Source organism: Schumannella luteola, assembly GCF_013408685.1.
Taxonomy (GTDB): Bacteria; Actinomycetota; Actinomycetes; order Actinomycetales; family Microbacteriaceae; genus Schumannella; species Schumannella luteola.
The window spans coordinates 2,553,643-2,567,057 of record NZ_JACBZY010000001.1; the positions used below are offsets into that span (position 1 = coordinate 2,553,643).

Genomic DNA, 13,415 nt, shown 5'->3' on the forward strand with positions numbered 1-13,415 from the left:
AGCTCGACGGCGGTGATGGGGAGGGATCATGATCGCGCGCGAGTCCGCGCGCGGCCGCCGCGCTCGCACGCCGATGCCGACCCGGGCGGCGTCCCCTCATCCCGTCCTAGGCTGGCCTCGTGAGCATGGAATACCGCACCCTCGGCCGCTCGGGCCTCCGCGTCTCCGCCGTCGGCCTCGGCTGCAACAACCTCGGCCGCACCGGCACCCTGACCTTCGAGCAGGAGGGCGCCGACGCCGTCGTGGGCGCGGCGATCGACGCCGGCGTGACACTCTTCGACACCGCCGACATGTACGGCGCCGAGTACGGTCTGAGCGAGCGGATGCTGGGGCGCGCACTCGGCTCGCGCCGTGATGAGGTCGTCGTCGCGACCAAGTTCGGCCACTCCGGCTACCCGGCTCCCATCAGCGGGTGGGGTGCGAAGGGCTCGCGCCGCTACATCCGCCAGGCCGTCGAGGGCTCGCTCAGCCGCCTCGGAACCGACCGGATCGACCTCTACCAGCTGCACACGCCCGACCCGATCACGCCGATCGACGAGACTCTTGCGGCGCTCGACGAGCTCGTGAAGGAGGGGAAGGTGCTCTACATCGGGCACTCGAACCTCTCGGGCTGGCAGCTCGCCGAGGCCGAGCTCACCGCTCAGCTGCTCGGAACCGCGCACTTCGTCTCGGCGCAGAACGAGTACAGCCTTCTCGAGCGCGGCGTCGAGCAGGAACTGCTGCCGGCGGCCGAGCACTTCGGTGTCGGCTTCCTGCCGTACTTCCCGCTCGCGAACGGTCTGTTCAGTGGCAAGTTCTCGCGCACCGAGCGCCCCGCCGACACCCGCATCTCCCGCCAGCGCCCCCATATCGCCGACAATGCCCCGTGGGATGCGATCGAGGCGATGACGGCGTTCGCGGCCGAGCGCGGCGTGACGATCCTCGAGGCGACGATCGGCTGGCTGCTGGCTCAGCCGGCGCTGACCAGTGTGATCGCGGGAGCGACGAAGCCGGAGCAGATCCAGCAGAACGCGGCCGCCGCCTCCGCCTGGACCCCCGACGTCGAGGAGGTCAGCGCGATCTCGCGGCTGTTCCCGGCATCGGCCGCAGTCGCCGACTGAGCGACCCGGACTGCCGCCAGGTCAGGGGTTCAGCACCGCGAGCGCGGCGTTGAGCGTCGTCGCGTAGAGCACCCACGCCCAGTAGGGGATGAGGAGCAGCGCGGCCAGGCGCCGCACGGGCCAGAACCGCAGCATCGTCACCAGTACCGCGGCGTCGAGCAGCACGATGATCGCGAGTCCGATCCAGAGCGCCGCCGGCCCGGCGAACGGGTAGAGCCCGAAGAACACCGGCGTCCAGACGGCGTTGAGCACGAGTTGGGCGACGTACGCTCCCAGTGCACGCCGAGCGAGGCGACGCCCGGGCTCGCCGTCGCGATCCCGGCGCAGCCAGACGAGCCAGGCGGCGACGGACATGAGCGAGTACAGCACCGTCCAGACCGGGCCGAAGACGGCGTTCGGCGGAGTCCAGAAGGCCTTGTCGGCATCCGCGTACCAGCCCTGCACGTTCTGCAGCGTGGCGAGGGATCCGAGGGCGGCGACCGCGAAGGAGATCGCGAGGAACACCACCAGCATTCCGATCGCGGCCGCGGGACCGGTTCCGGCCGAGCGGCGGGGGAGCGAGGACGGGGCGGATGCGGTGCTCATGCCCCGACGCTACGAAGAGAGGGCGGCTCCCGCGATCGCGGGAGCCGCCCTCTCAGGGGAAGCGGAGGTCGTTACTTCTGCAGGACGAACTGCAGCTCGAAGCTCAGCGTGACGTCGTCGCCGAGGGTGACGCCGCCGGCCTCGAGGGCGGCGTTCCAGCTGACGCCGAAGTCGTGACGGTTGATCTTGGTGGTCGCCTCGAGGCCCGCCTTGGTCTGGCCGTAGCCGTCGACGACGACGCCGCCCAGCTCGCCCTTGAGGGTGACGGCCTTGGTGACGCCGCGCAGCGTGAGCTCGCCCTCGGCGGTGAAGTCGTCGCCGTCGAGCACGACCGAGGTCGAGCGGAAGGTCGCGGTGGGGTGCTCGTCGACCTGGAAGAAGTCGCTCGTGCGCAGGTGCTCGTCGCGCTGGGCCTGGTTGGTGTTGACGCTCGCGACGTCGATGGTCGCGTCGACGGTCAGGTCGGCGGCGGTCTCGCCGGCGGTGATGGTGACGTCGAAGGTCTCGAAGCTGCCGCGCACCTTGCTGATCGCGAGGTGGCGCACGCTGAAGTTCAGCGCCGAGTGCGTGGGGTCGAGCTTCCAGGTGCCGGTGGCGAAGTCGGGGTGAGTCTGAGTGGTCATGAATCCATGCAATCGCATGGAACCGGATTCCATTCCCCGAATCGCCGAAATGTTTCGGAACATGACATGACGGCCCGGGATGAGCATCCCGGGCCGTCATGGTCAGCGCGCGCAGCGCGGCAGCGGATCAGCCGATCAGAGTCGCGTCCACGCCTCGGTCAGCACGCCGCGCAGGATGCCCTCGATCTCGTCGAACTCCTTCGGCCCGATCGTGAGCGGCGGGGCGAGCTGAATGACGGGGTCGCCGCGGTCGTCGGCGCGGCAGTAGAGGCCGGCGTCGTAGAGCGCCTTCGAGAGGAAGCCGCGCAGCAGGCGCTCCGACTCGTCGTCGTCGAAGGTCTCCTTGGTCGCCTTGTCCTTCACCAGCTCGATGCCGAAGAAGTAGCCGTCGCCGCGCACGTCGCCGACGATCGGCAGATCGGTGAGCCGCTCGAGAGCAGCGCGGAAGAGCGGCGAGTTCTGCCGCACGTTCTCGTTGAGCCCCTCCTCCTCGAAGATGTCGAGATTCTCGAGCGCCACGGCGGCCGAGACCGGGTGCCCGCCGAAGGTGTAGCCGTGGTAGAAGCTCGTGTTGCCGGTGCGGAAGGGCTCGTAGATGCGGTCGCTGATGATCGTCGCGCCGATCGGCGAATAACCCGAGGTCATCGCCTTGGCGCAGGTGATCATGTCGGGCTGGAAGCCGTAGGCGTCGGCGGCGAACATGTGGCCGATGCGCCCGAAGGCGCAGATGACCTCGTCCGAGACGAGCAGCACGTCGTACTGGTCGCAGATCTCGCGCACCCGGCGGAAGTAGCTGGGCGGCGGCGGGAAGCATCCACCCGAGTTCTGAACCGGCTCGAGGAAGACGGCGGCGACGGTCTCGGGACCTTCGAAGAGGATCATCTCCTCGATGCGGTTGGCAGCCCAGAGACCGAAGGCCTCGGCGTCGGCGCCCTGCGCATCGCCCACGAAGCCCATCTCGTTCGCGCGGTAGGCGTTGGTGTTGGGCACGCGGAAGCCGCCGGGCGTGATCGGCTCGAACATCTCCTTCATGGCGGGGATGCCGGTGATGGCGAGCGCGCCCTGCGGGGTGCCGTGGTAGGCGACCGCGCGCGAGATGACCTTGTGCTTGGTCGGGCGGCCCTGCAGCTTCCAGTAGTACTTCGCGAGCTTGAAGGCGGTCTCGACCGCCTCACCGCCGCCGGTGGAGAAGAAGACGCGGTTCAGGTCGCCCGGGGCGTAGTCGGCCAGGCGGTCGGCCAGCTCGATCGCGGCGGGGTGGGCATAGCTCCAGATCGGGAAGAAGGCGAGCTCTTCGGCCTGCTTCGCGGCGACCTCGGCCAGGCGTCGGCGCCCGTGTCCGGCGGCGACCACGAAGAGCCCGGAGAGCCCGTCGATGTACTGCTTGCCCTTGGCGTCCCAGATGTGGTGCCCCTCGCCCTTGACGATGATGGGAACGCCGTGCTCCATCGTCGACTGGCGCGAGAAGTGCATCCAGAGGTGGTCTTTGGCCTTCTGCTGAAGAGCGGCCTCGTTCAGCGTCGTCGTGGTGTCGGTCATCGGTATCACCGTGTTCCCCAGTTGTAGAACTGCTTGTGGAGTCGCAGGTAGACGAACGTCTCCGTCGATTGCACCCCGTCGATCCCGCGGATGCGCTTGTTGAGCAGGTCGATCAGGTCGTCGTCGTTCTCGCAGACCACTTCGGCGAGGATGTCGAAGCTGCCGGCGGTGAGGACGACGTAGTCGACGGCCGGGATGGCTCCGATCTCCTCGGCCACCGCGGTGGTGTCGCCGGAGACGCGGATGCCGATCATGGCCTGGCGGTAGAACCCGAGCTGCATCGGGTCGGTCACCGCCACGACCTGCATCACACCGGCGTCGGTGAGCTTCTGCACACGCTGGCGGACGGCGGCCTCGCTGAGACCGACGGCTTTGCCGATCTCGGAGTAGGAGCGTCGTCCGTCGGTCTGCAGCTGCTCGATGATCGCCTTCGACACATCGTCGAGGACGAGCGGGCGCGAACGGGGTGCCATGTCCAGATCATGACAGCGTGGCGGGGCCGAGACAAGCGGATCCGCAGGATGTCGCCGACGAGGCCACGGATTCCGAACCGAGCGGCGCGGTGCTCGAGGGCTCGGACGCGGCCGGCGGCAGGCCGGGCTGCGGACGGATCGGTCTCCCCGTGAGGCGGATGCCCGATGATGGGGTGATGCACGCGGACGACGAGGACACGCGCCCGGGCGCCGTGATGCCGCTCTCGCCGCCGCCGGTGCGTCGCGACGACCTCGACGACACGGTGCAGCTGAGCACGCAGACGCGGCACCGGCTGCTGCGGGAGCCCGCGGGCCTCGCGGCGTCGCCGCCCGCGGCCCGGGCTCCGCAGCCCACCGCCCATCTGACGCTTCGAGTGAGTGTCGGGGGCGCCGCGCCGCTTCCGCTGAGCGCGCCGGTCATCGTCGGCCGGGCGCCTCGGGCGCCGCGCATCCCCGACGGTCTCGCCCCGGTTCTGGTGCGGGTCGCATCCCCGCTCGGCGAGATCAGCTCGGCGCACGTCGAGCTCACCGAGGTCGGCGCGGCGGTGGTCGTGCGCGACCTGCGGTCGACGAACGGCACCCGCGTGCTGGCGCCGGGCACGGCGGCGCGGATGCTGGGGCCGGGGGAGTCGGCGGTGGTTCCGCCGGGTACGGTGATCGAGCTGGGCGACGGTGTCGCCCTCGAGGTGCTGGCGCCCGGAGTCGCCGCGCCGCAGGACGGGGAGGAACCGCGATGACGGTGCTGGGCGAGTACACGGGCGAGATCGCGATCGAGGTCGACGGGGCGGAGCCGGTGCGTCTGGCCTGGGGTGTCGCGAGCGACATCGGCCGCCGCCGCCAGAACAACGAGGACAGCGCCGTGGTCAAGCCGCCGCTGTTCGCCGTGGCCGACGGGATGGGCGGCCACGCCGCTGGAGACCTCGCCTCGAAGGCCGCTGTCGTGCGCCTCGACGAGCACGAGCGCGGCGCGCTCGGCACCGAGGACGAGGTGATCGCCCACCTCGAGGACGCGGTCGCCGACATCGCCGAGGTCGCCGCCGGGGTGCCGGCCGGCGCCGGGACGACCGTGACCGGCGTGGTGCTCGCCGCCGGCGAGGAGGCGCCCGAGCTGCTCGTCTTCAACCTCGGCGACAGCCGCACCTACGGCTTCTCGGGCAACGAGCTGCGCCGCATCACGGTCGACCACTCCGTCGTGCAGGAACTCGTCGACGCCGGGGCGATCAGCGAGGCCGAGGCCGAGTTCCACCCCGAGAGCAACGTCATCACCCGGGCCCTCGGCTTCGCCGAGCATCCGGAGCCCGACTTCACGCGCATCCCCGTGCAGAGCGGCATGCGTCTGCTGATCTGCTCCGACGGCCTCACCCGCGAGGTCGAGGACGCGCACATCCGACTGCATCTCAGCGCCGGTCTCGACCCGCTCGTGACCGCCGATGCGCTCGTCGACGCGGCGCTGGCCTCGGGCGGCCGCGACAACATCACGGTGCTCATCGTCGACGTCGGCTGACGCCGCTCCGGCGAGTCGCCGGGCGCCCGTCACCGCGCCGCGCGCCCCCCGATCCGGGGCGGCGCGCGATCGCCCCCCGTTCGGGGGTGGTGCCCGGGATGGGCGGGTGCGCCTGCCTACAATCGCAACGAGTCTCGAGGAGAGGGGGACGATCTTGGCGCGCCGTCTGCCGTCTCAGCCCCCTGTGCTGCCCGGGTTCTCGTTCGTCCACATCCTCGGATCCGGCGGCTTCGCCGACGTGTTCCTCTACGAGCAGAACATGCCGCGGCGGCAGGTCGCGGTCAAGGTGCTGCTCAACGAGGTCGTCAACGAGAACGTGCGCCAGATGTTCCAGGCCGAGGCGAACCTCATGGGCCAGGTCAGCGCGCACCCCTCCGTGCTCACGGTGCACTCGGCCGGCGTCTCGGCCGACGGACGGCCCTACCTCGTGATGGAGCTCTGCTCGGCGATGCTGAGCGAGCGCTACCGACGCGAGCGCATCCCCGTGCCCGAGATCCTCCGCGTCGCCGTGACGATCGGCAGCGCGATCGAGACCGCGCACCGCACGGGCGTGCTGCACCGTGACATCAAGCCCTCGAACATCCTGCTCACCGCCTACGGACACCCCGTGCTGAGCGACTTCGGCATCGCCTCGACGCTGAGCACCGATGTGATCGAGGAGTCGATCGGGCTCTCGATCCCGTGGTCGGCCCCCGAGGTGCTCATGGATGAGACGACGGGAACCGTCGCCTCGGAGGTGTGGGCCTTCGCCGCCACCATCTACTCGCTGCTCGCCGGACGCTCGCCGTTCGAGATCCCGGACGGCGCCAACAGCTCCGCCGACCTGATGGGCCGCATCAACCGCGGCCGCCCGCAGCCGATCGGCCGCCCGGATGTGCCGGCCAGCCTCGAGCAGGCGCTGCGGCGCGCGATGTCGCGGCGTCCGGAGCAGCGCCCCGGCAGCATCATCGAGCTCGTGCGCGAGCTGCAGCTGGTCGAGTCGGAGCTGGGCGTCGCGCAGACGCCGATCGAGCTGGCGATGGACGAATGGGCGCTGTCGACGGCGGGCGATCTGGGGGAGCGCACGCGCCTCCGCGCTGCACCCGGCGCGGCGGCTCCCGCCGGCGGCTCCCGCCGACGACGACGGCGCGCGGCGGCCGCCGCGGTCGCGGGCTCCGGTGATCAGCCGGAGGCGGCTCGCAGCGCCCCGCGCGAGTCGGGCGGGGCGGTCCCGTCGTCGGGCCGCGCCGGCGCCGCGGGCGGACGCCGCGGTCCGAACGGCTGGCTGATCGGCACCATCGCGGCGCTCGTCGCCGTGATCGGCGTCATCGTCGGCGTGCTCGTGTACTCGACTCAGGATGCGCAGTCGATCCCGCGCGTCGCCGACATCCGCGACAGTCAGTCGAACGGCACGGTGCGTTTCAGCTGGGATGACCCGGGGCTCGGTTCCGGCGACCGCTACTCGGTCGCCGTCGATGACGACACGCCGAGCTTCCAGCAGGCGAACTCCTTCAAGGTGGATGCGGCCGCCGGCTCGACCGTCTGCATCACCGTGACCGTCAACCGCGGCGGGCGCGCCGGCGAGCCGAGCTCGCCGAAGTGCGTCGACATCGTGGCGGGCTGAGGTCGACATGAGACGCTGGCTCGCAGCCCGCAAGGGCGCTGTGGCGACCGCGCTGAGCGGAACCGTCATCACCGCCGTGGTGGCGGCCGGCGCCATCCTCTCGAACGGCTACTCGGCGCAGCAGCTCGACCTCGATCCCGGCTCGGTCTGGGTGGTCAACGACGCCGAGCAGGCCGTCGGCCGCGTGAACACCCAGGTGCGCGAGCTCGACTCGGTCGTGCGCACGACCGGCACCGACGTCGAGGTGCTGCAGCACGACGACACCGTGCTCGTGGTCGACCGCAGCAATGCGGCGCTCGATGTGCTCGACCCCGCGACGGGGGAGCTGGGCGAGACGGTGGCGCTGCCGCCCGAGCAGCCCGAGGCCTGGCTCGCCGGCGACAACGTCGTCATCATGGCGCGCGGCACCGGCGAGGTCTGGATCGTGCCCGTCGCCGACCTGCAGAGCTTCGACCCCTCGGCCGAGGCGCAGCTCACCTTCGGCAAGGGCTCGGTCGCGGCCGTCGATCCCGACGGCGTCCTCTGGGCCTACGGGCCGTCGACGGGCGAGGTGTACCGCGTCGACGCCGCCGCCGGCGCGCTCAAGGCCGACAGCCGCTGGCCCGTCGACCTTCCCCGCGACGACGACAGCTACGGCATCACCGCGGTCGACGGACGCTGGGCGGTGCTCGACGCGGATGCGCGTCGCATCGCCATGCAGGACCGCGGCGTCGTCGGGCTGCCGACGTCGCTCGGCGCCGCGAGCGCCCTCGTCGTGCAGCAGCCCACCTCCTCGCCCGAGAACGCGGTGCTCGTCGCCGGGAGCGGGGGACTGGTGTCGGTGCCCTTCGATGACGGAGCCGTGCGCCGACTCGTGAGCCGCGACGGCGGTGCCGCGGCGGCTCCGGTGGTGCTCGGCGAGTGCCGCTACGCGGCCTGGGCCGGCGGCGCGGCCTGGCGTCAGTGCACGGGCTCGAGCGAACGCGATCTCGACCTCGAGAAGCTCGGCGGATCGGCGTCGCTGGTGTTCGTGCGCGACGGCAAGCGCCTCGTGCTGAACGACGTGCGCACCGGGCGCAGCTGGGCGGTGCAGCACGACGGCGAGCTCATCGACAACTGGACGGAGCTGCTCAAGAAGGACGACCAGCAGCAGATCGTCGACGCCGACGAGGACACCCCGCCCGAGGTGGCCGAGAAGCAGGAGCCGCCGGTCGCCGTCGACGACGAGTTCGGCGCGCGCCCCGGTCGGGCGACCGTGCTGCCGGTGCTGCTCAACGACTACGACCCCAACGGCGACGTGCTCGTCATCGACTCGGCGGATGCCCTGCCCGAGCAGCAGGGCCGACTCGACCTGATCAACCGCAACCAGCAGCTGCTGCTGACCCTGCCGGCCGAGGCGAGCGGCGCGCTGTCGTTCGGCTACACGATCTCCGACGGGCACGGCGGATTCGCGTCGGCGACGGTGCGGGTGACGGTGCGCCAGCCCGGGGAGAACTCGCCGCCGGTGCAGGTGCGCGCCTCCAAGACGACGGTGCGCGCGGGCGGCGAGGTCACGACCCAGGTGCTGGGCGACTGGATCGACCCGGACGGCGATGCGATGTACGTGCGCGGCGCATCGGTGCCGGCACCCGACCGGGTCAGCTCGAAGCCGGATGGCGCGGTGCTGTTCTCCGACCTCGGCGAGGGCGGCGACCTCAAGACGGTGACGCTCGTGGTCTCCGACGGCATCGCCGACGGCACCGGCTCGCTCGCCATCACGGTGCGGGCCGCCGGTCAGGTGCCGATCATCGCCGATCCGTTCCCCGTGATCGCCTACGCGGGCCAGACCATCACGGTCTCGCCGCTCGAGCACGTGCGCGGCGGCAACGGGGCGGTGCGCCTCAACGCGGTCCCGGCGAAGTCGGGCGCCACGGTCGTGCCGAGCTTCGACTCCGGCACCTTCACCTTCGTCAGCGACCAGGTGCGCACGCACAACCTCGAGTACGTGGTCACCGACGGCACGCAGACCGTCACCGGTCAGGTGCGCATCGAGGTGCTGCTGCCGCCCGACGCGAATGCGAAGCCGATCACGATCCCGAAGACGGTGTTCGTGCATCCGCTCGACAGCCAGACCCTCGATGTCGCCGGCAGCGACAAGGACCCGGCGGGCGGGGTGCTCATGGTGACGGCGCTGACGGACGTGCCGCCCGGGCAGCTGCAGGCCGAGGTGCTCGAGCAGCGCTCGGTGCGGGTCACGCTCACGACGCCTCTCGAGCACGCCGTGACGTTCGGCTACCGCATCACCAACGGCCTCGCCGAGTCGACGGGCACGATCACGGTCGTGCAGATCCCGTTCCCGAGCGTCGTGCAGCCGCCGATCGCGCGCGACGACACCGCGACCGTGCGCGTCGGCGACATCATCGACATCCCCGTGCTCGACAACGACGAGCAGCCGGACGGCCAGGAGATCACGCTCGACCCCGTGCTGCCGCGCGACGTGCCCTCGGGATCGGGGCTGCTGTTCGCGTCAGGTGACCGGCTGCGATTCCTGGCACCGTCGCAGGCCGGCACCTTCACCGCCGCGTACCAGATCAGCTCCCTCGGGCAGACGGCCCAGGCCGAGGTGAAGATCTCGGTGCGCGAGCGCGACACCGCGACCAACAACCCGCCGGTGCCGCGCCAGGTGACCGCGCGCGCGATCGCGGGCGAGACCGTCGACATCCGCATCCCGCTCGATGGCATCGACCCGGATGGCGACTCCGTGCAGCTGCTCGGCCTCGCGACGAACCCCGAGAAGGGCTCCGTCACCTCGACCACGGCGACCGGCATCGTCTACCAGGCGGGCGCCTACTCGAGCGGAACCGACACCTTCACCTACACGGTCATGGACGGACTCGGGGCGCGGGCCACCGGCACCATCCGCGTCGGCATCGCGGCGCGCGTCGACGCCGGTCGCAACCCCGTCGCGGTGCCCGACGCCGTCACAGCACGCCCGGGCACGACCGTGACGATCCCGGTGCTCGACAACGACTCCGACCCCGACGGCGGGCAGCTCAGCGTGACCGCGGTCACCCCGAACGACGCGACCGTCAAGGCGAACGTGGTGGATGCGCGCTACGTGCGCGTGCAGGTGCCGCGCGATGAGGGCACCTACGGCCTCGTGTACACGATCGAGAACGCCACGGGCGGCACCGCCTCCGACTTCATCACGCTCACCGTGGCGACCGATGCGCCCCTGTCGCGTCCGGTCGCCGACGACACCGTGCTCACCGTCACCGATGTGCTCGGCAAGCGCACGATCAGCGTGCCCGTGCTCGACAACGTGTTCTTCGCCGACGGGGCGGTGTCGAGTCTCGGGGTGGAGCTGCTCTCCGGCTACTCCTCGGATGCCCGCGTGCTCGCCGACAAGCGCATCCGCGTCACGGTGGGCGACGCCAGTCAGATCATCCCCTTCGCGGTCGTGCACCCCAAGGACCCGAACGTGCGCGCCTACGCCTTCCTGCGCGTGCCCGGCTACGACGATGCGCTCCCGCAGATCGACACCCGCGCGCCGAAGATCACCGTGCGCAGCGAATCGACCGTGCGCATCGACCTCAACGACTACGTCGTCGCGCTCGGCGGCACGCGCGTGCGGCTCACCGACAGCAGCAGCGTGCGGGCGACCCACGCCGACGGCAGCAGCCTCGTCGTCGACGACGACACCCTGCAGTACACCTCTGCCGATCAGTACTTCGGCCCGGCGTCGATCTCCTTCGAGGTCGCCGACGGCGACCCGACCGACCCGAAGACGCGCAGTGCCGTGCTGTCGCTGCCGATCCAGGTCGAGCCGCGCCAGAACCAGCCTCCGGTCTTCACCGGTGCGAGCCTCGAGTTCGAACCCGGTCAGCAGCGCGAGGTCGACCTGGTGCGCCTGACGAACTACCCCTACGCGAAAGACCTCGACGAGCTCGCCTACTCGCTCGCCGGCGGCAGCCCGGGCGGGTTCCGCGTGCAGGTGAACGGGCAGCGGCTCGTCATCACCGCCGACGACTCCGCGGCGAAGGGCACGCAGGCCTCGGTCACGCTCGGCGTGCGCGACCGCGACAACACCGGCACCGCCGGGCGCATCCAGCTTAAGGTCGTCTCGTCGACGAGACCGCTGGTGCGGCCCGTCGCCGACCAGGCGATCGCCCAGCGCGGGCAGACCACCACCGTCGACGTGCTCGCGAACGACCTCGCGAACAATCCCTTCCCGGGCAGCCCGCTGCGGGTGATGGATGTGCGCGGACTCGACTCGGCGTCGCTGCCGGCCGGCGTCAAGGTCACTCCGAGCGCCGACAACAGCAGGCTCACCGTCCAGGTGGCGGCCTCGGCCGCGCCCGGCGACACGAACCTGCAGTACCAGGTGGCCGACGCCACCCGCGATCCCGACCGCTACGTCTGGGGCAGTGTGCGCATCTCGGTGCAGGACCGCCCCGACCCGGTCAGCGGCGTGCGCGTGACCGAGTTCGGCGACCGCAGCCTGCGCATCGGCTTCTCGCCCGGGCCGGCCAACAACTCGCCGATCACCTCCTACGAGGTCGCGCTGACCCGCGGCGACGGCAGCGTCACCACGACGAAGTGCAGCGGCTCCTCGTCGTGCAAGGTCACGACCCCGGGCAACGGGCCGAGCAACGCCGTCGGCGTCAGCGTCACCGCGATCAACGCGATCGGCCGCTCGGACGCGACGGCGCTGGCCGGCACGATCTGGTCGGACATCATCCCGCCGGCGCCCACCTCGCTGAACTCGACGCCGCTCGACACGGGGCTGCGCGTCACCTGGACCAAGCCCGACGCCGACGCCGCGGGCAGCCCGATCACCTACTACGTCGTCACCGTCGGGGGCATCTCGCGCACCGTCTCGGTCGATCCGGGCGACGCGACCGGCACCGCCTACTCCGCGTCGGTGACCGGAACGTCGATCATCAACGGCAGTTCCGTCGGCTACACCGTGAGCGCCCGCAACAGCGCCCCGAACTCGCTCGCCGTCTGGAACGAAGCGGCCGGCACGGGGACGCCGGCCGGCGCGCCGATCGCGACCACCTCGCCGAGCGCCTCCGGGGTGGGCACTGCGCAGGTGACCCTGGGATGGTCCGGCGTCTTCTCGCCCAACGGAAGCGACATCCGGCGCTACTACGCGGTCGCCTACGTCGCCGGGGGAGCCGTGCCCGTCTGCACGGTCACCGGCGTCGACACCGGGAATCCGATGGTCAGCGTCGAGCCGACGGGCGCGAAGGTCGATCGTCTCGACAGCAGCTTCACCTCGACGACCTTCACCGGGCTCACGACCGACACCAGCTATCTGCTCGTCGTCTTCGCCTACAACCGCCAGGGCTGCACCCCCTCGGCCTCGATCCCGTTCACGCCGCGCGTCGTTCCGCCGCGCGTGACCGCCGTGAATGCCGTCGCGCCCGATCCGGCCGCGGCGGCGGGTGACGGCCTCGGCGACTTCAGCCTGGGCAGCGACTCGGTGTCGCCCGCCGGCGCCTACGACGTCGTGCGCTACCGACTGAGCGGCGACGGCGTCGACTCCACCGTGATGGGGCCGGTCACGCCCGGCCAGAACGCCTACCTGCGCGCCAGCAACGGCTCGCACTACGGCAAGCGGGTGTCGCTCGAGGTGCAGGGCTGCAAGAAGTACGGCGAGCTGGTCTCCTCCAGCAATCCGGACGGCCTGCTGTGCAACCCGAACTTCTCGGACCCCGTGGAGATCGGCGTGCCGGTGCGGCTGGCCATCGACGGGATCACGCACGACACGCCCGACGGCATCACCAGCGTCACCACGACATGGTCGTGGACCTCCACCAGCTTCAGCCCGGTCTACGACAGAGTTGAGGTCAGCTGCGACGGACGGTCCACCTGGACCGCCCTGAACGACGCCGGCCCCGGAAGCTGCGTCGGCGACAGCCCCCTGCCCCTCCTGACCGGCTGGAAGCCGCTCATCATCCGGATCACCTCCGGCGGACAGACCTACGAACGGAGCTACCAGTGGTAGACGGCACGACGGCGTTC

9 protein-coding genes are annotated in these 13,415 nt (G+C 71.0%); 5 read left to right on the plus strand and 4 right to left on the minus strand.

The features are described from left to right. Positions 1–125 precede the first annotated feature (125 nt). Complete coding sequence (locus tag BJ979_RS11560; RefSeq protein WP_179570284.1) at positions 126–1,100, plus strand: aldo/keto reductase; 975 nt, start codon at positions 126–128, stop codon at positions 1,098–1,100. A 21-nt stretch (positions 1,101–1,121) separates the two neighbouring features. On the opposite strand, the gene BJ979_RS11565 is transcribed toward BJ979_RS11560, so the two are convergent. The 4 genes from BJ979_RS11565 to BJ979_RS11580 all read right to left on the minus strand — a co-directional run bounded on the left by BJ979_RS11565 (position 1,122) and on the right by BJ979_RS11580 (position 4,320). Next, the gene (locus BJ979_RS11565) at positions 1,122–1,685 is read right to left on the minus strand and encodes a TspO/MBR family protein (RefSeq protein WP_179568001.1); all 564 of its coding nucleotides are present in this window, start codon (positions 1,683–1,685) and stop codon (positions 1,122–1,124) included. Between the two features lie 71 nt (positions 1,686–1,756). Beyond that, a complete protein-coding gene (locus BJ979_RS11570; protein ID WP_179568003.1) occupies positions 1,757–2,308 on the minus strand; it encodes a YceI family protein in 552 nt (183 codons plus the stop codon). Between the two features lie 135 nt (positions 2,309–2,443). Beyond that, positions 2,444–3,847: an aspartate aminotransferase family protein gene (locus tag BJ979_RS11575; RefSeq protein WP_179568005.1), complete on the minus strand. Its 1,404-nt coding sequence runs from the start codon at positions 3,845–3,847 to the stop codon at positions 2,444–2,446. Positions 3,848–3,852: 5 nt separating this feature from the next. Continuing rightward, the gene (locus BJ979_RS11580; protein ID WP_141163353.1) at positions 3,853–4,320 is read right to left on the minus strand and encodes an Lrp/AsnC family transcriptional regulator; all 468 of its coding nucleotides are present in this window, start codon (positions 4,318–4,320) and stop codon (positions 3,853–3,855) included. Between the two features lie 176 nt (positions 4,321–4,496). Here BJ979_RS11580 and BJ979_RS11585 point away from each other — a divergent pair, with 176 nt between their 5' ends. The 4 genes from BJ979_RS11585 (at position 4,497) to BJ979_RS11600 (ending at position 13,398) form a co-directional block, all read left to right on the plus strand. Continuing rightward, a complete protein-coding gene (locus BJ979_RS11585; protein WP_246286764.1) occupies positions 4,497–5,057 on the plus strand; it encodes an FHA domain-containing protein in 561 nt (186 codons plus the stop codon). Beyond that, positions 5,054–5,824: a PP2C family protein-serine/threonine phosphatase gene (locus tag BJ979_RS11590; RefSeq protein ID WP_179568010.1), complete on the plus strand. Its 771-nt coding sequence runs from the start codon at positions 5,054–5,056 to the stop codon at positions 5,822–5,824. The genes BJ979_RS11585 and BJ979_RS11590 overlap by 4 nt, the downstream gene beginning before the upstream one ends. A 154-nt stretch (positions 5,825–5,978) precedes the next feature. Beyond that, positions 5,979–7,427 carry a serine/threonine-protein kinase gene (locus BJ979_RS11595; RefSeq protein ID WP_218853485.1) on the plus strand — a complete coding sequence of 483 codons (1,449 nt, stop codon included), beginning with the start codon at positions 5,979–5,981 and terminating at the stop codon, positions 7,425–7,427. 7 nt (positions 7,428–7,434) lie between these two features. Further along, entirely contained in the window at positions 7,435–13,398 is a 5,964-nt protein-coding gene (locus tag BJ979_RS11600; protein WP_179568014.1) for an Ig-like domain-containing protein, read from the plus strand. Positions 13,399–13,415 lie beyond the last annotated feature (17 nt).